Genomic DNA, 23,064 nt, shown 5'->3' on the forward strand with positions numbered 1-23,064 from the left:
ATTTGATTAGATTTTGCTTGCAAACTTAAAGTGGGATCGCTATAGTTCGCCCCGCTTTGAAGCAGACAAGTAAACACGCCAACTGGCATGTCGCTTAAATTCAACGAAGCAGCGTTTATCGGACGCGGGATGGAGCAGTTGGTAGCTCGTCGGGCTCATAACCCGAAGGTCGTAGGTTCAAGTCCTGCTCCCGCAACCAATTCTTTAGTCAATAGAATTAAAATAATTGATAGCGTTTATCGGACGCGGGATGGAGCAGTTGGTAGCTCGTCGGGCTCATAACCCGAAGGTCGTAGGTTCAAGTCCTGCTCCCGCAACCACTTTATTGTTTGTAAAGAGTAAAAGATAAACGTATTTAGAAGACATTCTTCGTCAATAGAATTAAAACAATTGATAGCGTTTATCGGACGCGGGATGGAGCAGTTGGTAGCTCGTCGGGCTCATAACCCGAAGGTCGTAGGTTCAAGTCCTGCTCCCGCAACCATTTCTTTAGTCAATAGAATTAAAATAATCGACAGCGTTTATCGGACGCGAGATGACACAATTGATAGCTCGTCGGGCTCAGCTTTTTATAAACAAGAGTCGAAGGTCGTCGCTTTTTATCAAGTCCTGCTCCCGCAACCATTTTCTTAAACTTTAAGAAAATTCAAATAAACGTAATCAAAATCAGTCGCGGGATGGAGCAGTTGGTAGCTCGTCGGGCTCATAACCCGAAGGTCGTAGGTTCAAGTCCTGCTCCCGCAACCATTTTCTACATGTAAAACGTCAACATACAAATCAAATATAAAACTCCAATATTATCAGATTAATACCAAAGCAGTTGGTAGCTCGTCGGGCTAAGCTCTTCATAAACAATCGTCGAAGGTCGTAGGTTCAAGTCCTGCTCCCGCAACCATTTTCTACATGTAAAACGTCAACATACAAATCAAATATAAAACTCCAATATTATCAGATTAATACCAAAGCAGTTGGTAGCTCGTCGGGCTAAGCTCTTCATAAACATCTCTTTTCTATAAACCAAAGTGAAGGTCGTAGCTTTTTATCAAGTCCTGCTCCCGCAACCATTTTGAAAATGCCTTAGACTTAACTCCCTATATTCAATTCAAAATAATTATAAAAACTCCAATATTATCAGATTAATACCAAAGCAGTTGGTAGCTCGTCGGGCTCAGCTCTTCATAAACAATCGTCGAAGGTCGTAGGTTCAAGTCCTGCTCCCGCAACCATTTTCTTCATGTAAAACGTCCGCATACAAATCAAATATAAAACTCCAATATTATCAGATTAATACCAAAGCAATTGGTAGCTCGTCGGGCTCAGCTCTTCATAAACAATCGTCGAAGGTCGTAGGTTCAAGTCCTGGTCCCGCAACCATTTTCTACATGTAAAACGTCAACATACAAATCAAATATAAAACTCCAATATTATCAGATTAATACCAAAGCAATTGGTAGCTCGTCGGGCTCAGCTCTTCATAAACAATCGTCGAAGGTCGTAGGTTCAAGTCCTGGTCCCGCAACCATTTTCTACATGTAAAACGTCAACATACAAATCAAATATAAAACTCCAATATTATCAGATTAATACCAAAGCAATTGGTAGCTCGTCGGGCTCAGCTTTTCATAACCCGCTGTATTTTATAAACAGCTCTTTTTTATAAGCCAAAGCTGAAGGTCGTCGCTTTTCATTTTTATCAAGTCCTGGCCCGCAACCCATTTTTATCATCACAAATAAGCTCAGCAGCAAAATAAACTCAAATTATGTCAGAGCATGCTTACTTGAGTGTGTTAAGAAAGGTTTCGATACATTGATTTACCTTATCGGGGTGTTCAGCAAATACCATATGACTGCCCTTCTCTACTATGTCAATTTGCGCGTTGGGGATGTGCTGCTGTAAATATGTAGCATATTTTATCGGTGTCATTTGATCTTTATCACCCACAATAACTAACGTCGGTACATCAATTTGCGGCAGTTGCTCTATAACATCAAATTTATCGCACATCTTGAAATCATTCAGCATGACGCTAACACCATTATTGATAATTGAAGTGTTGATTTGTGATTGTAGAGGCTCGGAAATATTTTGATTTGCAGCCAGTAAATACTCTGGAAATGGCTGTGCGGACTCAACAAGCTCAGACAGTGACTGTAATAGTTGAGGCATGACTTTGAGCCGAGCCCCCGCGCCAATGAGCACTAATGCCGTTACGTTTATCTTTGATGAGATAACGAGTTGCATTGCTACGGCGCTACCAAGAGAGTGCCCAACTAACACCACATCGACCAACTGGTGTTGCGTAATGTGGTCTGCCAGCCATTGCGTTAACTCATCCACATTGTTAAGTGTTTGCCCATCTGGATGACCGGGGTAATCAATAGCGATACTATTTTCAAAAAACTGTTGCTGGTAGTGCCAAACAACATGGGTACAACCCGAACCATGTAAAAAAAGTAACGTCATATTGATGAACCTTTTTCTATTTTTCTTGGGTTGATAATGTCGGCAGTTTGGCTTTCCACCAGCTCAACATGCCACCTTTCAGTTGATAAACCTCTTTAAATCCAAACTGCTGTAGTTTTCTAACGGCTGGAATACTTCGGTGGGCAGAGAGACAAATGACGATGGTGAGATGGTCGGTATTAAGCTGTAGTTGTTTAACCAAATCAGCAGAAAAATGAGTAATAGGAAGGTTAATCGCCCCTTTAATGTGTGACTTGTCCCATTCCAACGCGGAGCGCACATCTACCATTTGAATCTTATTATTTTCGAGGTGTTTGAAAACAATATTGACGTCCATTTCTGGCACGTCACCAAATGGTAGCCATTGGGATAGCCGGCTGAGAAATGACATTGGCAGTTCCTTAAAATAACAAGACATTAGCGTAAACTATATTAAGTTAAGGCTTTTATTCAATCTAATAATAAAATTGAGTTGAAAAAATGCCGGATGATTTCTCATCCGGCATTTTTAAATAAATATGATTTTAATCGCACTTACTTCAACCAGTGCTTCACTTTAGTTCGATTATTATTGTCACGGCTTTGCTTAATTAACTCATCATCCGCTTTCACTTGGGTCATTTTAGCAAGGCGATCATAAAGCAGTACATTCACCGATGCGGCAAGGTTCATGCAGCCTACTGTCGGCACATAAACAACGTCCGTCGCGGCATCAATTAATTGCTGCGGGATCGTGCCATCTTCTGGGCCGAAGATATAAAATGCATTGTCGGGATGAGTAAATAATGGCAAAGGTGTCGCGCCAACCACCAAGTCAACACATACGATTGTTGCACCTTGAGGCACGCTTTCAAGTAAGGACTCCACACCGACTAACGGAATGCGTTTGGCGGCGTCTTTAGTATCGATATCATATTGCGCATCACCGGACTTAGCCGCTAATTCGTAACGTTTTCCGGTATAAAAAACGCCATCAACACGATAGCAGCCTGCTGCGCGCATAATGCCGCCAACGTTTACCGGTGTTTTAGGGTTAACTAAACCAATTGTGACTTGCGAAGACAAATTTTCCATAACACTCTTTATCTGCTTCGCAATTAAGCGGCTTGAGCAACGATACGTTGACGCAGCTGCTGCCAGGCAGCTTCAACAAGAGCGTAGTCTTGTGCATTTAATTCTTTATCAGCTAAGGCTAAGCAGCTTAGTAGTTTTTTATCGAGTGCCGCTAAATCTTGCTCAGCTTCAACTTCTAGTTCGGCTAACACAACAGCAACATGACCTTGTAAGTAACCACAAGCAAACAATGCATCATCATCACTGTTATTTACGCTTTCTTCAATCCAAGACTCTAATGCTGCATCGTACTGTTCTAACATGGTTTAGTTCTCCACCAAATCTGGGTTGGCTACTTGATACATCACGTAATCATGGTAGCCAGTGACTATTTTGTAATAGCCAGTGAGTGCTTTGTCTAATTCAGGGTCGCCACTATCCACAATTAATGGCCTGCCTTCAAGTGCTTTAAGCTTAGTTTTTGTGGCTAAGAGTAAAATATTGTCTTTTGGGATGCGTTTTATCAGCTCGGGCGACAATTGTTGATTGCCCCGCCCCAATATGTGCCCTTGCCCACCGATGAGAGTAATCACTAGCTTGACCTGGTCAGCGGGTATATTGTTGGTCAATTCGAGTAATTGATTGGCACTGACATCTTGCGCAATTAACATTTTGTCTTGAATCACATCAACACCGAGTAAGGTATTGTCTACCCCCAAATCTTCCATCACGGCGGCAACGGTACTGCCTGAGCCCATAATGAATAACTCATCTTCCATCGATTCAATCACATCAGCCGCGATGTCGGCTAACACCAATTCATCCACTTCTTTGCCGCCCATTTTAACGGCTTGAACATACCTTGGCTCTGCAGGAACGAGCATTTCACCAAACCGTTTTGCTCTAACGCTGCCTTGCCTAAACGCCACTTCATCAATGTCCATCACATCGGCCGACATTAAACTGACAAGCTCACCTTGCAGTAACATACTCACCACCAGACCAGCAGCATGTGGCGTAATGCCGTAAACACCAGAGTGAATTTTAACCCCAGCTGGCACACCTAATACGGGCAATCTATCGTCAACCACAGCATAAATATCACGAGCAGTGCCATCTCCGCCGGCAAACAGCAGTAAGTCTACTTGTTGGTCAAGTAAGCAAGACGCAGCGTGTTGGGTATCATCCGAGGAGGTGGTGCTATCGCTGCAATAAACTTCAGTGGTAGTAAAGCCCATTTGTCGACACAAGTTTGCCCCCATGTCGCCCGATGCTGTAATGATGTCGAGATTGTCAGCAAAAGGTAATATCACCGCTAAGGCCTGTTGCATGCGCATCTGAGCTTTAGGGGTTGCACCTTTGGCAATGGCTTCTAATGCCACGCCATCAGAACCTTTTAACCCAACACTACCGCCTAATCCAGCCAATGGGTTGATGATTATCCCTAAGCGAAAACGTTTCACAATAACTCCTTACGACTTTTCTAGATGTTACTCTTGTACTGCATTAGCGGTGGTTTCACCATTAATATTGGGGATAAGCATTACCGCAATCATCGATAAAAACGCGCAGCTAGCAGCAAAGACCCATACCCACATGGTTTGGCTGCCATCGCCCCAAATCATGCCGCTTATCCATGTACCAAGAGCACCACCCACACCAAAACTCACGCTGGCATACAACGCCTGCCCTGTACTGCGATGGCTAACATTAAAATGCCGATGAATAAAATGAATCGACGCGGCGTGCACTAAGCCAAAGGTAAATGCATGAAGGATTTGGCTGAGAATCAACAACAAAAGAGACTCAACGCCAAAAGCCAACAACAGCCAGCGAACAGCTGTCAGTAACATACTCACCACCAGCAACACGCGAATACCATACCGGCGGATCAACCGAGATGAATAAAAGAAAATAATAATTTCGGCAAATACGCCAAGGGCAACCAGTATACCGGCAACGGTTTCAGAATAACCAAACTGCTTTAAGTAGAGTACGAAGAAACCATAAAAAGGCCCGACACTCATCTGCAGCAACATCGCCGATAACATAAACCAAATAAGCGATGCGTCGAACGTTAATTTAGGCCTGTCTGCACGATTAACCACCACACTGCGGTTAGCCGGTAACGGTAATGAACAGGCAAATAAGCCAAGAAACAATATCATGCCCATATATGGCAGCACTTCAGGGCCCCAATAATCAATGGCTAAACCACCACTTATCACCAACACAATATAGCCAACACTGCCCCAACTGCGGATAGCACCATAAAGCTCAGCTTTTTCACCTAAGGTTTCTAAGGTAATCACTTCTAATTGCGCCAGAATTGAGTTCCAAAAAAAGGTGTAGATGGCCAAACTAATCGCAAGGTATAAAAAGCTGCCGTCGAAGAAAAAACTGATGTACGTCATTGCGGCAGCGAACGAGCCTAGCTTGATCAGTTCGGCACGCATCCCTGTTCGGTCGGCCACGGCCGCCCAAATATTGGGTGCAACAATGCGCGTGGCCATTAAAATGGCCAGTAAAAATCCAATCTCTTGCGCATTGAAGCCTCGACTATCAAAAAAGACCCCTAAATAGGGGACCATAATGCCGAGAATAGAAAAGAAAAAGAAATAACAAGCGCCGAGCCAGCGTAAATCTGGTTCAGCGCGATGACTTGAGGGCATTAACGCATACCAATCACAGGAGTTTGACGAACAACATCTTGGTTTTGTGCGCGGTGTCTTAATAGATGATCCATTAATACAATTGCTAACATGGCTTCAGCAATAGGCACGGCACGAATACCGACACAAGGATCGTGTCGACCCTTGGTGATCATATCAACCGTATCACCCTGCACTGTCATGCTTTGACCCGGTACACTGATACTGGATGTTGGCTTTAATGCAATATGAGCCACAACAGGCTGGCCTGATGAAATACCGCCTAATACACCACCAGCATGATTAGAGGCAAACCCCTCTGGTGACATTAAGTCGCGACCTTCAGAGCCTTTTTGAGTCACCACACCAAAGCCATCACCTATCTCAACACCTTTAACGGCATTAATGCCCATAAGCGCATGAGCAATATCAGCATCTAAACGATCAAATACTGGCTCACCTAAACCCACTGGTACGCCAGTAGCTGCCACGGTAATTTTGGCGCCAATTGAGTCACCCGATTTACGTAAATCGCGCATGTATTCATCTAATGCGTCTAACTTAGTCGCATCAGGGAAAAAAAACGCATTTTGTTCGATTTGAGTTAAATCAACAGTGTCAGCAGTAATAGGCCCTAGCTGAGCAAGGTAGCCATGAATGTCAATACCATGCACTTGCTTAAGGTATTTTTTAGCCACGGCGCCCGCCGCCACACGCATTGCGGTTTCGCGCGCAGATGAACGACCACCACCACGGTAATCGCGCATGCCATATTTTTGCTGATAAGTGTAATCAGCATGGCCTGGACGAAAGGTGTCTTTAATGTCGGAATAATCTTGGCTACGTTGGTCGGTATTTTCAATCAACAAACCAATAGAAGTGCCTGTGGTTTTACCTTCAAACACACCTGATAAAATTTTCACTTCATCGGCTTCACGCCGTGCAGTAGTATAACGCGAGGTACCTGGACGTCGTCTGTCTAAATCATGTTGCATATCTTCAACGGTTAATTCGAGCCCCGGTGGGCAACCATCAATAATACAACCCAAAGCAACACCATGGCTCTCACCAAAGGTGGTGACTACAAAGTTTTGACCAATACTGTTTCCCGACATGCGCGTTAACTACCTCTATGTTATATGCTATCTACTGCAAAATACCTTACGCTATTATTCAGCATCTTTGTATACAGAGAAAAGTGATTCATTTTCAACTAGCTGATCACGGGTTAATACAAACACACCGTCACCGCCAAATTCAAAATCTACCCAGGTAAACGGTACATCAGGGAATTGCTCCATTAAATGCACCATTGAATTACCCACCTCAACGACTAACACTCCGTTTTCGGTTAAGTAATCAGCGGCATTGGCTAAAATGCGTTTGGTTAAATCTAAACCATCGCGGCCCGATGCTAAGCCAATGGCTGGCTCGTGGTGATACTCATCTGGCATGTCACCAATGTCTTCTGCATCCACATACGGCGGGTTTGAAACGATTAAATCGTAATGCGGCCCTTTAGGGATCGCCGAGAATAAATCAGACTGGATAGGGAAAACACGATCCATTACATCAAGTGATTCGATATTAATTTGCGCAACTTCTAGTGCATCTTCACTGATATCAAGCGCATCCACTTCTGCATCTTCAAATGCATGAGCACAGGCAATAGCAATACACGCACTGCCCGTACATAAATCCATAATACGGTGTACAGGTTTGTTGTATAACCATGGACTAAAATGGTTATTAATCATTTCAGCAATCGGTGAGCGCGGCACTAACACACGCTCATCAACGTAAAACTCAAGCCCGGCAAAACGCGCTTTGTTGGTTAAATACGGTACAGGTAAACGTTCACGTACGCGTCGAATAATTAACTCAACAATTTTATGTTTTTCGCTGCTGGTCAAATTACTTAAGATAACTTGCTGACCGATTTCTTCGGGTAAGTGTAAAGCATGAAAAACCAATGCAATGGCTTCGTCCCAAGCATTATCAGTACCGTGACCATAATAAATATTGGCATCATTAAAACGGCTAACCGCCCAACGCAACATATCACCTATAGTACGTAACTCAGTGACCGCTTCATCTACAAAGATCTTATCCAAAACACACTCCTAAAAAATTGTTCTGCGCTATTGTAACTGATGTCTATTAAGATGACCTAGAATTCAATACAATACCGCCATGAAAGACGAAAATAACTCAGACAAGTTGCTGTTTAGTCAACTAATAGACGGTATCAAACCACTCAAGCAAGATACCCATCATTTTAAACAGCCCGTCAAACCTAAAAAACAATTCGAATTTAAAGAGCGTCAAATTCATGTTGATAGCTATTTTTCGGATACTTATCAGCCGCTGTTGCCGGTTAATGGTCCTATGCGTTGGATAAATGACAATGCAGATAAACTTGAACTAAAACGTTTAAGACGAGGTGATTATTCACCTGACTTATTACTCGACTTACACGGATTAAGGCAGTCAGAAGCTAAGCTTGAATTGGCAGCGCTTATCCAAGCATGTGTAAAACAAAGCAGTATTTGTTGTTGTGTGATGCACGGTTACGGTACGGGTATCTTAAAACAGCAACTCCCCCTGTGGCTGGCACAACACCCTAAGGTAAAAGCATTTCATCAAGCACCTAAAGAATGGGGCGGCGACGCTGCATTATTGGTATTAATTGATATTGGTGAGCAGCCACATAGGCGTTAAGTGTGGTTAAGACAATATAAATATCAAACTGTGCCTATTGTAAGGTAAGTAAAGACTTACCTTACAACTCATAACATCAATTGCCTGCCATCACTTGATGTGCCGCAGTCATGGCAACAAAACTGCATTGATGCATGTGTTTATCAATGTGTGCCACTGCTGATGTCGCAAATAATGGCGGCTCAATACCAGCCACTAATTCACTGACCATAAACCCTAAAACAGGCATATGTGCAATGACGAGTACATTATCTGCTTTATACTGTTCAGCATATGCAAGCACCACGTCAACCGCTTTTTTTGCATCACCTGAGGGAGTAACATCATCAAGTACAACTAATTTTCGGGAAGCAGGTAAGTGCTTACTGACCTCTTGCCACGTTTGCTGCGCACGTAAATATGGACTCACAATGACTAAATCGAGTTGGTTTATCTGTTTACCTAACCAATTAGCCATGTATCCACTGTGGATACGACCCGTTTCGGTTAGTTTACGCTCTCGGTCAGACGGCGCGTCAAAGCCGGCTTCGCCATGTCGCATCAAAAATAGCTGCATACTTCTCTCTAGATATTCTTATTCTTCGGCAATTGTAGCGCTAAAAAGCACAACAACAAACCCTAGTATCGTCGATAACTAACTAAACTTTAGTCGATAAATGCATAAAACATGTCTTCGCTATTTGCTAAAAACTCATAAGAAGATCACTATATAACTAGTTATGTTTTCTGGAGCCTTCTTTTGCCTGAATATCCAACCATTTATAAAAGCCAAAATGATCATCGCCAATATCAATATCGAGTGTTAAGCAATCAATTACGAGTGCTTTTGGTTGAAGATATGCAATCAAACCAAGCGGCTGCGTCGATGGCTGTCAGTGTTGGCCATTTTGACGATCCTGTTGAAAGACCCGGCATGGCACATTTTCTTGAACACATGTTGTTTTTAGGTACCGATAAATACCCAGATTCAGGCGAGTATCATGCCTATATTAATCAGCATGGTGGTAATAATAATGCATGGACCGGCACTGAACAAACTAACTTTTTTTACAGCATCAATGCAGACGCTTTAGAAGGTTCTTTAGACCGCTTTAGTCAATTTTTCATCGCCCCTAAATTTGATTTAGACTTAGTCGACCGTGAAAGACAAGCTATCGAGTCAGAGTTTAGCTTAAAGCTCAAAGACGATATTCGCCGAGTTTATCAGGTACAAAAAGAAACCGTAAACCCTAAGCACCCGTTCTCAAAATTCTCGGTGGGTAATTTAGCTACTTTAGCAGGTAAACAGGCTGATATTCGTGATGAACTTTTAGCATTTTATCGACAACACTATAGTGCAAATATTATGACACTTTGTGTTGTTGCGCCGCGACCAATTGCAGAATTAGAAGCCATTGTGACCCAATACTTTTCGGCAATCGAAAACCGAAATGTCAGCAAACACTATCCCAACGAAGCATTACTCGAAGTCACTCAGCAGCAAAAGCATATTAAAATCGTGCCGCTCAAAGATCAAAAACGCGTCAGCATTTGTTTTGCACTGCCTGAAATAGATCAATTTTATAAGCGCAAACCATTAACGTTTATCAGCCACTTGCTGGGTAATGAGAGCCCTGGCAGCTTATTGTCGTATTTAAAACTACAAGGTTTAGCTAATAACTTGTCTGCTGGTGGTGGAGTGAATGGTTATAACTTTAAAGATTATTCCATCAGCATTCAGTTGACTGATAAAGGTTATATTGAATTAGATGAAGTGGTCACGTGTGTATTTGAATATATTGATCTTATCAAACAACAAGGCGTTAACGCTTGGCGTTACCAAGAGCGTGCCAGTCTGTTGGATACCGCATTCAGGTTTCAAGAGCAAATCAAAACCTTGGACTTAGCCAGCCATCTCAGCATTAACATGCATCATTATGATATTGAAGATATTATTTATGGTGATTACCGAATGGATGAAATGCATGAAGCTGAAACTAAACAATTATTGTCCATGATGTCAGTAAGTAATATGCGTTTAATGACCGTGGCTAGAGAATCACAAGCAGATAAACAAGCGTCATGGTACGACACACCATACCAAGTCACGCCATTACAGGCCTATCAACTAGCAAAGTGGTCAGTGGTAAGCACTCGAGATTCGCTAAAACTACCTGAAAAAAACCCATTTATTGTTGCTAATCCTCAAGCTCGCCCAGATAAAAGCAACACTGACGTACCTAAAATAGTTGCTGAGGGTGAAGGATATCGTCTTTGGCACAAAAAGGATGATGAGTTCAATGTCCCCAAAGGCCATTTATACTTGTCGCTTGATTCAGAACAAGCTAGCTCTACCCCCAGACAGGCGGCATTGACGCGCCTTTACGTTGAAATGCTCATCGATTACCTCACCGAACCAACCTACCAAGCAGAAGTGGCTGGGCTTAATTACAACATTTACCCCCATCAAGGTGGAATAACCCTGCATCTCACCGGTTTTACAGGCAATCAAGAAAAACTATTAACCTTAATTATCAACAAAGCGCGCGAACGCAACTTTACCGAACAGCGTTTCAATATGATTAAAAAGCAAATTTTGCGAAGCTGGCATAACGTTGCTCAAGCAAAACCTATCTCGCAATTATTTACCAGCTTAACCGTCACTCTGCAAAAGAGAAGCTTTGAGCCAGCCAGAATGGCTGAAGAATTAGCAGAACTCACCCTCAATGATTTACATAATCACGTGAGTGCATTCTACAAAAAAGTCTATCTTGAGGGGCTAGTCTATGGCGATTGGTTAGAACAAGAAGCCCAACAACTCGGTAAACGCTTAAAACATTTACTGTCGTTGGTAACCAAGCCAAGCGCAGAATCCTCAAGAGAGTTAATCAATTTAGATAAAAGGGGCTCACTACTACGTGAGAAAAGCATTGCCCATCAAGACAGTGCCATCATTGTTTATTATCAATCACGGGTTGCCACACCAGAGCGCATGGCACTGTTTAGCCTGTTAAATCACACTATGTCTTCAACCTTCTTTCACGAGTTACGCACTAAGCAACAACTCGGCTATATGGTTGGTACCGGTTATTTACCATTAAATCGACACCCTGGCATTATTTTTTACGTTCAATCTCCCACTACAGGACCGCGACAACTGCTTGAAGCCATAGATGAATTTATTGCAGATTTTAACTATGCCGTTATGCAAATCACCAATGAACAGTGGGAAAGTACCAAGCAAGGCATGATTAGCCAAATAATGGAAAATGACACCAATTTAAAAACCCGTAGCCAACGTTACTGGGTCAGCTTAGGTAACCGAGATTATCAATTTAACCAACGTGAAACCGTTGTTGCAGAAGTCATGAAGTTAACTCGAGCAGACTTAATTAAATTTATGGTCGCCCACATGCGCAGTCGAAATTGTGACCGTTTAGTATTATTCAGTTGTGGTGAACAACATCACAGCCAAGCAAGTCTGAGATCTGATAACATGATCGTCGATTTAAAAGCATTTAAGCAACAAGCAGAGCAATTCCAGTTTTAAGTTAACCATTGGGTGACAACATCACTTTCATCATGAAGTCACTCAAATTCAATCAATAACGGCATAAACGGAATCGGATACCATATAAAACTTTAGTGCTACATAAGTCGCTGATAAAAAAGTAACTCTTAAATGAAATTATTAGAATATTTGCACATTAATCTATCAATCACTTCTTTTTTATTAACATGCTTTTGACAAACCCGCAGGTTTCTGAAAAAGTAGACATTTCATCAACTTCTTTGCGGCATCGAACGAGAATAAGTATAACAATTATGCCTAAAATTTTACTGTTTATCTGTGTGTGTATTTTTATCAGCCCCTTTGCTGCTGCCATAGAGACGGAAAACGCAGATTCAAACTTTGATCTGCTTCTTAATCACACAAATTATGGTGTAGCAGATGGACTATCACAAGATACTGTTACGGCAATCGTTGAAGATAAAGAAGGCTACGTTTGGGTTGGAACCATCAACGGCCTAAATCGTTTTGACGGCAATGAGTTTAAACAATTTTATGCTGGTGATGATGGGAAATCACTGCCAAGCTCCTTTATTCGCAATTTACTGATTGATGACAATGGCACCCTACTTGTCGGCACAGACAAAGGACTCGTCGAATTTAATGAAGAAACAGAATCATTTCACCCAAACAGCATTTCTGCTCAAATTGGCGATCAGGCCATTTGGTCCATATCAAAACAAGACAACGAAATTCTGATTGGTCTAAATAATAAATTTTTATCTTATGATAGTTTAAGTAAAAAATTATCAATAGAATTTGAAAGTGATAATTTAAAAGAAATTAAAAACATAATAAAATTTAAAAACAAATATTACATTAGAAATTATGAAGGGCATACAATAAGCATTGACAACGGAGTTGTAACCAGACTATTAAATGACACCAATGATATAGCATTATTAAACAATAACATAATAGCAGCAACTAATAATGGCATATTCTCAATTAATAATGATGCACAACGAATATCTCCATTGAAATTTATAGACATTTCATCTCATAAAAACGCAGAGTACGCTTTAGGGCTACAAGAAAACAACATAATAAAAATTAAAATTAACAACAAAAATATCACTTGGGAAAAGGTAGGTGAATTACAAGTCGATGGTGTAAAGTTTGCCAAAGCTTTTATATTTGAAAACAATGAAACCATTTACATATCAAATTATAATGATGGATTTATTACCATCACACAAAAAAATAACTTAGTAAAAAAAATCAATATACTAGAAAAAGGCATTTGGTCTTTATCAAAGGAAACAGATACATTTTTTATGCTCAATGATGACAGTGATATTTATCATTATGACCAAAATATGAACTTAATAAGAAAAATTAAAACATCCTTTCCTCATGGACCCAAGTCAATACTAATAATCAATAAAAAGATTTTTATAGGTACGAAGTCAGGCTTATTCTTAAAAGATTTAACAACCAACGAAGAAACGTTGATATCTAGCGACTTAATAATCAATATAAAATATAATAAAAATGAAAAATTAATATACTCATCTAACTTTAAAGGTGAAATTATAATTTTTTCCTTGGAAGGTAAAGAAGTCGAAAAAATAAAAACAAACTTAAACTTCCCTATATACGACATGTTAAAAGTAGATAATCAACTTTGGATTGCCTCACAAGCTGGATTAATATTATGGAAAAACAATACATCTAGAATAATATTTAATGAAGATATGGTTTTTAACCTTGCATTAAAAGGCAACAATATTTATTTTGGAACGAGAAGCGCAATATTTTCAACCAACAAAAACAAGCACGACTCAACCAAAACAGTACTTAACAGAAAAAAGGTAATATATTCACTATCTTTTGTTGAAGATATATTGGTTGCCGCATCTAATCGTGAGATTTATTTAATAAATACATCTAGCAACATCATAAATACACTCACAGTAGATAATGGAGTATTAAAAGATTACAACACACAATCATCATTAATCATAAACAACAACTCAATCTTACTAGGTGGAATTGACGGACTTAGTTTAATAAACCCTAAAAGAGTAATGTCCACAATACAAAACGACATACCTAAAAAAATTTCACTTACTAACTTATCTTTATTCAACAGCTCAATTGATGTAGGGTCAAACATATTACCTAAACCATTAAATAGTTTGGAAGAGATAACATTAAAACATTCAGACTACCCCTTCACATTAAGCTTTAATGTTATTGGGGAGAACAACCATAGTTTTGACTTCCTATATTACCTTGAAGATTTAGAAAAAAACTGGCTTTCTACCAATGGTAATAATAGTGTTACATACACTAACCTATCTGCAGATCAATATACATTTAAAATTTATGCTAAAAATAAACTTTCAGGTTTAAAAACTGATATAAAAAACTTAAAAATAAATATCACCCCTCCATGGTGGCTATCTAACAAAGCTAAATTTATATATGGTTTTTTATGTATAGTTCTCGTTATAACTTTTTTTAATGTTTTAAATAGACGCCGTCAAACACAAAAGCAAATCGCCTTGAGTGAAGAACGTTTAAAATTATCCTTGTGGGGCAGTGGCGATGAAATGTGGGACTGGGATATTGAAAGCGGTAAAATTTATCGTTCTAACATATGGGGATCATTAGACTTTCCTCAAGACGGCCGTCGATCAGGTAATCCAGATGAAGAGAGCAACATCCACCCTTTAGACAGAGACCGTGTAGCAAAAGCCCTTAATGATCATTTTAACTCCATCACTGACCACTTTGAAATTGCCTATCGTGTTAAAGCACGTAACCAACAATGGATCTGGATATTAGACCGAGCAAAAATTGTTGAACGAGATCAAAAAGATCAGCCTTTACGCATGACGGGGACAATCAAAGACATCAATAATATCAAACAAGCTGAAGAACAGTTACGTTTGTTTGCGCGCGCAATTGAGAACATTTCTGAAGGGATGTTCATTTTAAACGAAAAATACCAATATGTTGAAGTCAACGAAGCTTGCTGTGAACTCACGGCATCAACCCATGAAAAGTATCTAGAGGAAACACTTAGCTTTAGTCGTTATCCTGAAAGTTATTCAGAACAAATCAGGACCATATTAAAACAACAAGGTCGCTGGAACGGTGAAGTTGAAGCCTGTAGAGGCACGGATGACTTTTTCTTAATGGAACTCACCATTGATGCCATTTACAACGAACAAGGTGAAACAAGTCATTATGTCGGCGTATTTTCTGATATTACACGCCGCAAACAACAGGAAGAAGAGCTCAGAAAGCTAACCAACAATGATTTATTAACAGGCTTACCTAATCGCTCAAGCTTACAAGTCACTTTAAGTAACTTGGTAAAAAAAGACATTCATCATACCCTCATGGTGCTCGACCTAGATAATTTCAAACGCATTAATGATTCATTAGGTCATCAAATTGGTGATGATTTATTGATTGGAGTTGCAGAGCGAATCAATTTAGCAATCCCAGAACATGCCAGCTTATACCGATTAGGTGGCGATGAATTTGCATTGCTTGTTGACCAGTTTCCAGACATTGGTAATTGCGCAGCAATAGCCACAAAAGTCATCAATTGCTTAAAACCAGCATTCAATATCAATAATGAATCACTGGTCTTAGGGATCAGTATTGGGATTGTGTTGTACCCAGAAGATGAACAAAATGAACAAGCTTTGCTGCGAAAAGCTGACATTGCGATGTACCATGCGAAATCTGCAGGTGGTAACCGTTATCAATTCTATTCTGAATCATTAAACCAAAACGCATTACGCCAACTTGAAATTGAAAACCTGATAAGAGAAGCCTTAAAAGACGATTTGTTTGAAGTTTACTACCAACCTAAAATTGATGTTAAAAAGGATCGCCTCACAGGCATGGAAGCACTCGTTCGCTTAAACCACCCAACACTGGGTATTATTGGGCCTAACGAGTTTATTCCACTTGCCGAAGAAAATGGTTTAATTGTCGAGATAGGTGATGTGGTATTACGCAAAGCTTGCTTTGCTGCACAAAAGTGGTTGGACTCTGGATTATTTACAGGCCGCGTCGCTGTCAATTTATCGTCTAAGCAATTTGCACTGGCTGATTTGCAACAGCGGATAGAGTCAATTTTACGACTGACAAAACTGCCAGCAAAACATTTAGAATTAGAAATCACTGAAGGCACTGTAATCAAGAACCCAGAACAAGCGATTAAAGTCATGCAGCAACTAGCCAAAATGGGCGTGAGCCTCGCACTTGATGACTTTGGTACTGGTTATTCGTCATTATCTTATTTAAAACGTTTCCCGATTAATTGTTTAAAAATTGACAAGACTTTCGTAGACGATATCGATAAATCTGATCGCGACCTTAAAATGGTCGATTCAATTATCACCATTGCCCACAACATGGGGTTATCGGTTGTCGGCGAAGGTGTTGAGCAAACAGCACAGCTCAACATCTTAAAGGCACTAAATTGTGAAGAAATTCAAGGATATATATATAGCAAACCGATAAAAGAAACAGATTTTGAAGCCATGTTAACCGCCGATAAACTTAAGCACGATTCTTTAACACAAACACTAATGAAAAAATAAATCATTATCTCTTACTTTTGGCATGTTAAATGCTAACTCATGTTCAGTAGTCAAAATAATATTGATATTAAACCCTGAGCTTGAATAATAAATAAGAGAGAATGAAAATGATCAAAGGAATAATTGCATTAGCAGTGTTATCGGCTTTATCTATTGGTAGTTTCGCAACGGTCAATGAGACGAAAACTGCTGGTATCCCTGCCATTAAAGTTTTAGACACCCAAACTGCTGGTATACCTGCCATTAAAGTTTTAGACACCCAAACTGCTGGTATTCCTGCTATTAAAGTTTTAGACACCCAAACTGCTGGTATTCCTGCCATTAAAGTCTTAGACACTCAAACTGCTGGTATCCCTGCCATTAAAGTTTTAGACACTCAAACTGCTGGTATCCCTGCCATTAAAGTTTTAGACACTCAAACTGCTGGTATTCCTGCCATTAAAGTCTTAGACACTCAAACTGCTGGTATTCCTGCCATTAAAGTCTTAGACACTCAAACTGCTGGTATMCCTGCGATTAAAGTTYTAGACACTCAAACTGCTGGTATTCCTGCTATTAAAGTTTTAGAGACTCAAACTGCTGGTATTCCTGCTATTAAAGTTTTAGAGACTCAAACTGCTGGTATTCCTGCTATTAAAGTTTTAGACACTCAAACTGCTTAAGGAGAATACGATGTTTACTTCTCTAAAAATCGCCCTAGGTTTAGCAAAACCCGCTCGTAAAAAGGTGAAACTGCCTGAAGGCTTGAACCATTTAGAAGTTATCCAAGCTAACGCTTGGTGGAAATAAACTTCTCAATACCAAAAAAGGAGCCTAGGCTCCTTTTTTGTTATATCTATACCGCTAAACTCACTAGCATTTTATCCGGTAACCACCATTTCGAGCCATCTTCATGTCAGCAAGATGCTTATGAGCGCTAAACAGCGGATAAGTCAGCGGACCCAATACAAGCGCCAGACACCCCCACCTTTTAACCGCTAACCCTTGCTTATAAGCTGCAAAGGCAAACGCAACACAACTACTTGCACTCGATAACATAAGAATCACCAACCAACCTAACTGCATACAACTTACCTCTACTGTACCGAAAGCTAATCCATACTGTGTCGTATGACTAAAGCTAAAATGAACTCAGTTATTTTGCACTTAGGTCCCTGTGTTATTCCTATTCAGATTTAGCTTGTCAATTTGATCTACACATTTAAAGAGTGCGTACTATACCTTAACCGTAGGCTTATTTCGATTAAAAGTTAGGCAAAAAAATGCCGTACGATAACCATAAGGCGGCAACATTTTGCCGCTTTTTTATGCAAACCATTATGTGTAGTAAATAGCAAAAGTCGTAGGCAATAAAAAACCGCTCATGACGAGCGGTTTCATTAACCATAATCACTAATTAGCTGTTATAAAACTGGCCCCCGTCACTCGCCATGTTGACCAGCGTATCACACGGCTTAAAACGCTCACCGTATAATGATTGGTATCCGTTCAACGTGTCGACTAAATTCTTGGCACCTAAGGTGTCAATATAACGGAATGGTCCGCCTAAAAATGGTGGGAAACCAATACCAAATATTGCGCCAATGTCACCGTCTCTTGGTGAGGCAATAATCCCCTCTTCAAGACAACGAACCGCTTCGTTTAGCATTTGGATGGTACAACGCTCTGCCACACCTTTCGATTCTTTGTCTGACGCAATTAAGATATCAAGCACTTTGTAAACCGACTCATCGACCAGTTTTGCTTTCTTCGCTTTAGGTCCATATTGATAGAACCCTTTACCATTTTTGCGCCCTTTACGGTCATCGCCTAGTAACTTGTCAAAAGCAGCTGGAGCCTTAAAGCGCTCACCGAGCTCTTTCTCTAAAATAGGTGAAATCTTAGCGCCAACATCAATGCCGACTTCATCAAGCAATGTCATTGGGCCAACAGGGAAACCAAACTTAACAAGAGCACGGTCTAAATGCTCAACACGCTGGCCTTCTAATAACAACTGAGCGGCTTCGTTCATGTACAAGGCTAAGATACGGTTAACATAAAAACCTGCGCCATCTTGTACAACAATGGGCGTTTTACCTTGTTTACGAGCAAACGCAACCGTTGTTGCGATGGTTTCTGGTGATGTGGTTTTATGGGCAATCACTTCCACTAACGGCATTTTTTCTACTGGTGAGAAATAATGTAAGCCGATAACGTTTTCAGGACGGCTCGCCGCTGCGGCAATTTGGCCAATCGGGAGTGATGACGTATTAGAAGCAAAAATAGTATGCTCACCACATTCACGCTCAACATCTTTCACCATTTGATGTTTAAGCGCTAAATCTTCAAACACTGCTTCAACCACAATATCAGCGTCTTTAATACCTGTGTATTCGGTAGTTGTCGTCATTAGCGACATAATATTGTCACGCACGGCAGGCGTCATATGGCGACGCTTAACACCTTTATCTAATAACTTGTATGCATAAGATAACGCGTTGCTTAAGCCCTGTTCTGAAATGTCTTTAACACGTGCAGGAATTTTAGCTTTGGTTGTGGTAACAGAGGCGATACCACCGCCCATTAAGCCACCACCAAGTACCATCACCTTATTGACTTTACGTGGCTCAGCGCCCTCAGCACCGGTTTCTTTTTTCATCTCTGTGGTCGCAAAAAACAAACTACGTAATGCAGCCGACTCTTTGGACATCACTAAATTAGCAAAATGAGTGGCTTCAACCTCAAGCCCTTTCACCATGCCTTTGTTCATGCCTTGACGGACACAATCGATGATTTTAGCCGGTGCAGGATAATTACCTTGGGTTTTCTTCATCACCTGTTTACGGGCTTGATCAAACATAATATCGCGCGTAAACGAACTAGACTCTAAAAATTGATTAATTTTAGATTGCTTTACAGGCTTAGCTGCTTGCTTACCCTTTTTGGCTAGCTCAACCGCAGTTTCAACTAAAATGGAATTTGGCACCACGTCATTCACTAACCCCATTTTTAATGCTTGTTTAGGACGAATTTGCTTGCCTGTTAACATCATGTCTAATGCCGTGGCAATACCGACTAATCGAGGCAAACGCTGTGTACCGCCGCCACCAGGCAATAAACCTAATTGCACTTCTGGTACGCCTAACATGGTCTTTTTGTCGTCACTACACACACGTAAATGACACGCTAACGCGAGCTCTAAGCCACCACCTAAACACGCACCATTAATGGCAGCAACCACAGGGATTGATAAACCTTCAAGCTCAGAAAACACCACATGCCCTTGTTGCGATAGGGTTTTAGCATCGGCTTCGCTTTTACAGGCAGCTAGCATGGTAATATCGGCGCCAGCAACAAACGAATCCGCTTTACCAGACGTCACCACTAAACCTTTAATGCTGCTGTCAGCTTTGATTTCAGCAAGGATCTCAGTGATTTCAGGTCCAAATTCTGCTTTTAAGGTGTTCATGGTTTCACCAGGAACATCCATTGTTAAAATGGCAATACCATCTTCACGGCGCGCTAAATTAAATGTTTTTTCCATGCTCATTACTCCACCTCTAAAATCATTGCTGCACCTAAACCACCAGCAGCACAAGCTGTTGCCAAACCAGTACCACCACCACGGCGTTTTAGTTCACGACACACCTGGGTGATCAAACGGGTACCTGTTGCGGCAAATGGATGGCCATAAGCCAGTGAGCCACCTAAAACGTTAAACTTACTCATATCAATTTCGCCAATCGCGCGGTTACGCCCTAGCTTTTCTTCAGCAAACTTTTTAGAACCAAACATTTGCATGTTTGCTAATGTTTGTGCAGCAAAGGCTTCATGCATTTCAATTAAGGTTAAATCTTCTAATTCCATACCCGCACGTTTAAGCGCTAATGGCGTTGCATAAGAAGGCCCCATCAACATGTCTTGCCATACATCGATAGCAGTAAAGGCATAACTCTTAATGTAACCAATCGGTTGATAACCTAAGGCTTTAGCACGACCTTCGCTCATTAAAATAATGGCCGATGCACCATCGGTTAATGGTGTACTGTTTGCGGCTGTCACGCTTCCGTGTTTGCGGTCAAACGCAGGGCGTAATTTGGCATAAGACTCAAGTACCGAATTTTCACGAATGTTATTATCGCGGTCGATAAACTGCTTATAAGGTGGAATATGTGCCGTCATCACCTCTTGTTGCAGCACGCCAGAGTTCCATGTTTCAGTTGCGAGAGTGTGTGAACGATGCGCTAATGCATCTTGATCGGCACGGCTAATGTTATATGTTTTCGCCATTTGCTCTGCCGTTTGCCCCATAGACAAACCTGTTGAGTATTCTGCTACCGCTGGGGGCACTGGCATTAAATCTTTTAGCCCTAAACGACGTGCAATCGCAAACTTTTGCTTAAAGGTGCGTGCTTTATTAAGGTCAACCAATGCATGAGCTAATTTTTTAGACACGCCAATGGGTAATACAGACGATGAATCGGAACCACCGGCCAAACCGATTTCAATATTTCCGGTCATAATGGACTCAGCCACGTTTACCGCCGATTGAAAACTCGTTGCACAGGCACGCGTCACTGAGTAAGCATCAGTTGTGACATTCATGCCCGTACCTAATACGATTTCACGGGCAATGTTTGGCGCAGCTGGCATTTGTACCACTTGGCCATACACTAACTGTTCAATAAGCTGAGGGTCTATTTCAGAGCGAGACAGCAACTCATTTACCACCATTTTTCCCATATCCAATGCAGAAACACCATGGAAAGCAGTAGCTTGTTTAGCAAATGGAGTTCGTAAACCGGCAACAATCGCAATGCGTTCGCCCCGGGCATTTGTTACCTGTTGTCTATCACTCATATGTCACCCTCTATTATTGTTAGCTCATCAAGGCAGAGCCGATAAGTGTTCTTTTTTTGCCAGATTATCTGGTCAGACCATCAAAGTGTGATCTGATTCTAACTTTTTATTGAATAGTTTTAAACAGGCGTTTACAACTATCTGATTCATTAATAGTTAAAATATGTTAATCCTACTAGCCAAAAACCCATATAATTCATAACATAGGCTTCAATAACCCCAATGCAAACAAAATAAATTGAGTACAGCTATGCCGTTAAGTCGTTTCCACTCATTGCGCGCCTATTTAGATACTGTTGTGTTAGGTCAGCCTGTATTAACCGAAAACCTATTAATTGCACTTATCGCCAATGGTCACTTATTAGTTGAAGGCCCCCCTGGTTTAGCCAAAACTCGTGCCGTAAAAGCGCTTTGTGATGGTGTTGAAGGCGAGTTTCATCGTATCCAATTTACGCCAGATTTATTACCTGCCGATTTAACCGGAACTGACATTTACCGTCAGCAAACGGGCACATTTGAATTTGAAGCTGGGCCGATTTTTCACAATCTTATTCTGGCTGACGAAATCAACCGCGCACCAGCAAAAGTACAATCTGCATTATTAGAAGCAATGGCAGAAGGCCAAGTTACCGTGGGTAAAAACAGCTACCCATTACCTAAACTTTTTTTAGTGATGGCGACACAAAACCCATTAGAAAATGAAGGGACTTACCCTCTACCAGAAGCGCAGTTAGACCGTTTTTTAATGCACTTAAATCTTGATTACCCTAGCGCAGAAACTGAATGCGAAATTTTGCGTCAATCGCGAAAAGAAGCCCAAACACATCAATTACCAACCATTGACCCTGTTGCTCAAGCAGATGTTTTTGCAGCGCGTGACCAAGCGTTAGACATTTACCTCGCCGAGCCACTCGAAAAATACATCGTCGAAATCGTGATGGCGACACGTCAACCCGCACGTTACAGTAGCGAACTCGCAAAATGGTTAGAATATGGCGTTAGCCCACGGGCAACCATTTCATTAGAGCGATGCGCTCGTGCCCGTGCTTGGTTATATGAACGAGATTTTGTGTCACCTGAAGATATCCAAGCCGTTGCGCCTAATGTGCTGCGTCATCGTTTATTACTGAGTTATCAGGCTCAAGCGGAAGGTGTGACCGCCGATCACGTTATCGACCATATTCTTAGTCAAGTTGCCGTACCTTAAAGGCGCTA

Annotated in this window: 16 protein-coding genes and 4 tRNA genes; 9 read left to right on the forward strand and 11 right to left on the reverse strand. The window is 41.0% G+C overall.

Translation table 11 applies throughout. The features are described from left to right. Positions 1–123: 123 nt before the first annotated feature. The 4 genes from PQR79_RS08930 (at position 124) to PQR79_RS08945 (ending at position 747) form a co-directional block, all read left to right on the forward strand. A tRNA-Met gene (locus PQR79_RS08930) sits at positions 124–199 on the forward strand. A 45-nt stretch (positions 200–244) separates the two neighbouring features. After that, positions 245–320, forward strand: a tRNA-Met gene (locus PQR79_RS08935). Positions 321–408: 88 nt separating this feature from the next. After that, a tRNA-Met gene (locus PQR79_RS08940) sits at positions 409–484 on the forward strand. A gap of 187 nt (positions 485–671) precedes the next feature. After that, positions 672–747: transfer RNA gene (locus tag PQR79_RS08945), tRNA-Met, on the forward strand. Between the two features lie 1,027 nt (positions 748–1,774). On the opposite strand, the gene PQR79_RS08950 is transcribed toward PQR79_RS08945, so the two are convergent. From PQR79_RS08950 to prmB, 8 genes are all read right to left on the reverse strand, one after another. Then, positions 1,775–2,464 (reverse strand): alpha/beta fold hydrolase, encoded by a 690-nt coding sequence (locus tag PQR79_RS08950; protein ID WP_238107593.1) that lies wholly within the window; start codon positions 2,462–2,464, stop codon positions 1,775–1,777. A gap of 16 nt (positions 2,465–2,480) precedes the next feature. After that, complete coding sequence (locus PQR79_RS08955; RefSeq protein ID WP_238107592.1) at positions 2,481–2,855, reverse strand: rhodanese-like domain-containing protein; 375 nt, start codon at positions 2,853–2,855, stop codon at positions 2,481–2,483. Between the two features lie 143 nt (positions 2,856–2,998). Continuing rightward, positions 2,999–3,538, reverse strand: coding sequence for an RNA methyltransferase (locus PQR79_RS08960; RefSeq protein ID WP_238107591.1), 540 nt, complete (start codon positions 3,536–3,538; stop codon positions 2,999–3,001). A gap of 23 nt (positions 3,539–3,561) precedes the next feature. Beyond that, positions 3,562–3,840 (reverse strand): YfcL family protein, encoded by a 279-nt coding sequence (locus PQR79_RS08965; protein WP_188736524.1) that lies wholly within the window; start codon positions 3,838–3,840, stop codon positions 3,562–3,564. A 3-nt stretch (positions 3,841–3,843) separates the two neighbouring features. Continuing rightward, a complete protein-coding gene (locus PQR79_RS08970) occupies positions 3,844–4,980 on the reverse strand; it encodes an ATP-NAD kinase family protein (protein WP_238107590.1) in 1,137 nt (378 codons plus the stop codon). A 27-nt stretch (positions 4,981–5,007) separates the two neighbouring features. After that, positions 5,008–6,189: an MFS transporter gene (locus tag PQR79_RS08975; RefSeq protein ID WP_238107589.1), complete on the reverse strand. Its 1,182-nt coding sequence runs from the start codon at positions 6,187–6,189 to the stop codon at positions 5,008–5,010. Beyond that, complete coding sequence (aroC, locus tag PQR79_RS08980) at positions 6,189–7,283, reverse strand: chorismate synthase (RefSeq protein ID WP_238107588.1); 1,095 nt, start codon at positions 7,281–7,283, stop codon at positions 6,189–6,191. The genes PQR79_RS08975 and aroC overlap by 1 nt, the downstream gene beginning before the upstream one ends. A gap of 54 nt (positions 7,284–7,337) precedes the next feature. Continuing rightward, a complete protein-coding gene (gene prmB / locus PQR79_RS08985) occupies positions 7,338–8,282 on the reverse strand; it encodes a 50S ribosomal protein L3 N(5)-glutamine methyltransferase (RefSeq protein WP_238107587.1) in 945 nt (314 codons plus the stop codon). A gap of 79 nt (positions 8,283–8,361) precedes the next feature. Between prmB and smrB the strand changes: the two genes are divergently transcribed. Then, the gene (smrB, locus tag PQR79_RS08990) at positions 8,362–8,889 is read left to right on the forward strand and encodes an endonuclease SmrB (protein ID WP_238107586.1); all 528 of its coding nucleotides are present in this window, start codon (positions 8,362–8,364) and stop codon (positions 8,887–8,889) included. A 76-nt stretch (positions 8,890–8,965) separates the two neighbouring features. On the opposite strand, the gene sixA is transcribed toward smrB, so the two are convergent. Then, the gene (gene sixA / locus PQR79_RS08995) at positions 8,966–9,445 is read right to left on the reverse strand and encodes a phosphohistidine phosphatase SixA (protein ID WP_238107585.1); all 480 of its coding nucleotides are present in this window, start codon (positions 9,443–9,445) and stop codon (positions 8,966–8,968) included. Positions 9,446–9,628: 183 nt separating this feature from the next. Here sixA and PQR79_RS09000 point away from each other — a divergent pair, with 183 nt between their 5' ends. The 3 genes from PQR79_RS09000 to PQR79_RS09010 all read left to right on the forward strand — a co-directional run bounded on the left by PQR79_RS09000 (position 9,629) and on the right by PQR79_RS09010 (position 17,672). After that, positions 9,629–12,418 carry an insulinase family protein gene (locus PQR79_RS09000; RefSeq protein WP_238107584.1) on the forward strand — a complete coding sequence of 930 codons (2,790 nt, stop codon included), beginning with the start codon at positions 9,629–9,631 and terminating at the stop codon, positions 12,416–12,418. Between the two features lie 275 nt (positions 12,419–12,693). Next, the gene (locus PQR79_RS09005) at positions 12,694–17,010 is read left to right on the forward strand and encodes an EAL domain-containing protein (protein WP_238107583.1); all 4,317 of its coding nucleotides are present in this window, start codon (positions 12,694–12,696) and stop codon (positions 17,008–17,010) included. A 107-nt stretch (positions 17,011–17,117) separates the two neighbouring features. After that, a complete protein-coding gene (locus tag PQR79_RS09010) occupies positions 17,118–17,672 on the forward strand; it encodes a hypothetical protein (protein ID WP_274408452.1) in 555 nt (184 codons plus the stop codon). Positions 17,673–18,406: 734 nt separating this feature from the next. Here PQR79_RS09010 and fadJ read toward each other — a convergent pair. Beyond that, a complete protein-coding gene (gene fadJ, locus PQR79_RS09015; protein WP_238107581.1) occupies positions 18,407–20,533 on the reverse strand; it encodes a fatty acid oxidation complex subunit alpha FadJ in 2,127 nt (708 codons plus the stop codon). Between the two features lie 5 nt (positions 20,534–20,538). Further along, positions 20,539–21,849: an acetyl-CoA C-acyltransferase FadI gene (gene fadI / locus PQR79_RS09020; RefSeq protein ID WP_238107580.1), complete on the reverse strand. Its 1,311-nt coding sequence runs from the start codon at positions 21,847–21,849 to the stop codon at positions 20,539–20,541. Positions 21,850–22,099: 250 nt separating this feature from the next. Between fadI and PQR79_RS09025 the strand changes: the two genes are divergently transcribed. Next, the gene (locus tag PQR79_RS09025) at positions 22,100–23,056 is read left to right on the forward strand and encodes an AAA family ATPase (RefSeq protein WP_238107579.1); all 957 of its coding nucleotides are present in this window, start codon (positions 22,100–22,102) and stop codon (positions 23,054–23,056) included. Positions 23,057–23,064: the final 8 nt, after the last annotated feature.

It is taken from the genome of Shewanella metallivivens, from assembly GCF_028750675.1.
Classification (GTDB): Bacteria; Pseudomonadota; Gammaproteobacteria; order Enterobacterales; family Shewanellaceae; genus Shewanella; species Shewanella metallivivens.

Excerpts from the sequence above, each read along its gene's own strand:
- aroC (WP_238107588.1), bottom strand. The coding sequence starts at position 7,283 with ATGTCGGGAAACAGTATTGGTCAAAACTTTGTAGTCACCACCTTTGGT.
- PQR79_RS08960 (WP_238107591.1), bottom strand. The coding sequence starts at position 3,538 with ATGGAAAATTTGTCTTCGCAAGTCACAATTGGTTTAGTTAACCCTAAA.
- PQR79_RS08950 (WP_238107593.1), bottom strand. The coding sequence starts at position 2,464 with ATGACGTTACTTTTTTTACATGGTTCGGGTTGTACCCATGTTGTTTGG.
- fadI (WP_238107580.1), bottom strand. The coding sequence starts at position 21,849 with ATGAGTGATAGACAACAGGTAACAAATGCCCGGGGCGAACGCATTGCG.
- PQR79_RS09025 (WP_238107579.1), top strand. The coding sequence starts at position 22,100 with ATGCCGTTAAGTCGTTTCCACTCATTGCGCGCCTATTTAGATACTGTT.
- PQR79_RS08955 (WP_238107592.1), bottom strand. The coding sequence starts at position 2,855 with ATGTCATTTCTCAGCCGGCTATCCCAATGGCTACCATTTGGTGACGTG.
- PQR79_RS08975 (WP_238107589.1), bottom strand. The coding sequence starts at position 6,189 with ATGCCCTCAAGTCATCGCGCTGAACCAGATTTACGCTGGCTCGGCGCT.
- smrB (WP_238107586.1), top strand. The coding sequence starts at position 8,362 with ATGAAAGACGAAAATAACTCAGACAAGTTGCTGTTTAGTCAACTAATA.
- fadJ (WP_238107581.1), bottom strand. The coding sequence starts at position 20,533 with ATGGAAAAAACATTTAATTTAGCGCGCCGTGAAGATGGTATTGCCATT.
- sixA (WP_238107585.1), bottom strand. The coding sequence starts at position 9,445 with ATGCAGCTATTTTTGATGCGACATGGCGAAGCCGGCTTTGACGCGCCG.
- PQR79_RS09005 (WP_238107583.1), top strand. The coding sequence starts at position 12,694 with ATGCCTAAAATTTTACTGTTTATCTGTGTGTGTATTTTTATCAGCCCC.
- PQR79_RS08965 (WP_188736524.1), bottom strand. The coding sequence starts at position 3,840 with ATGTTAGAACAGTACGATGCAGCATTAGAGTCTTGGATTGAAGAAAGC.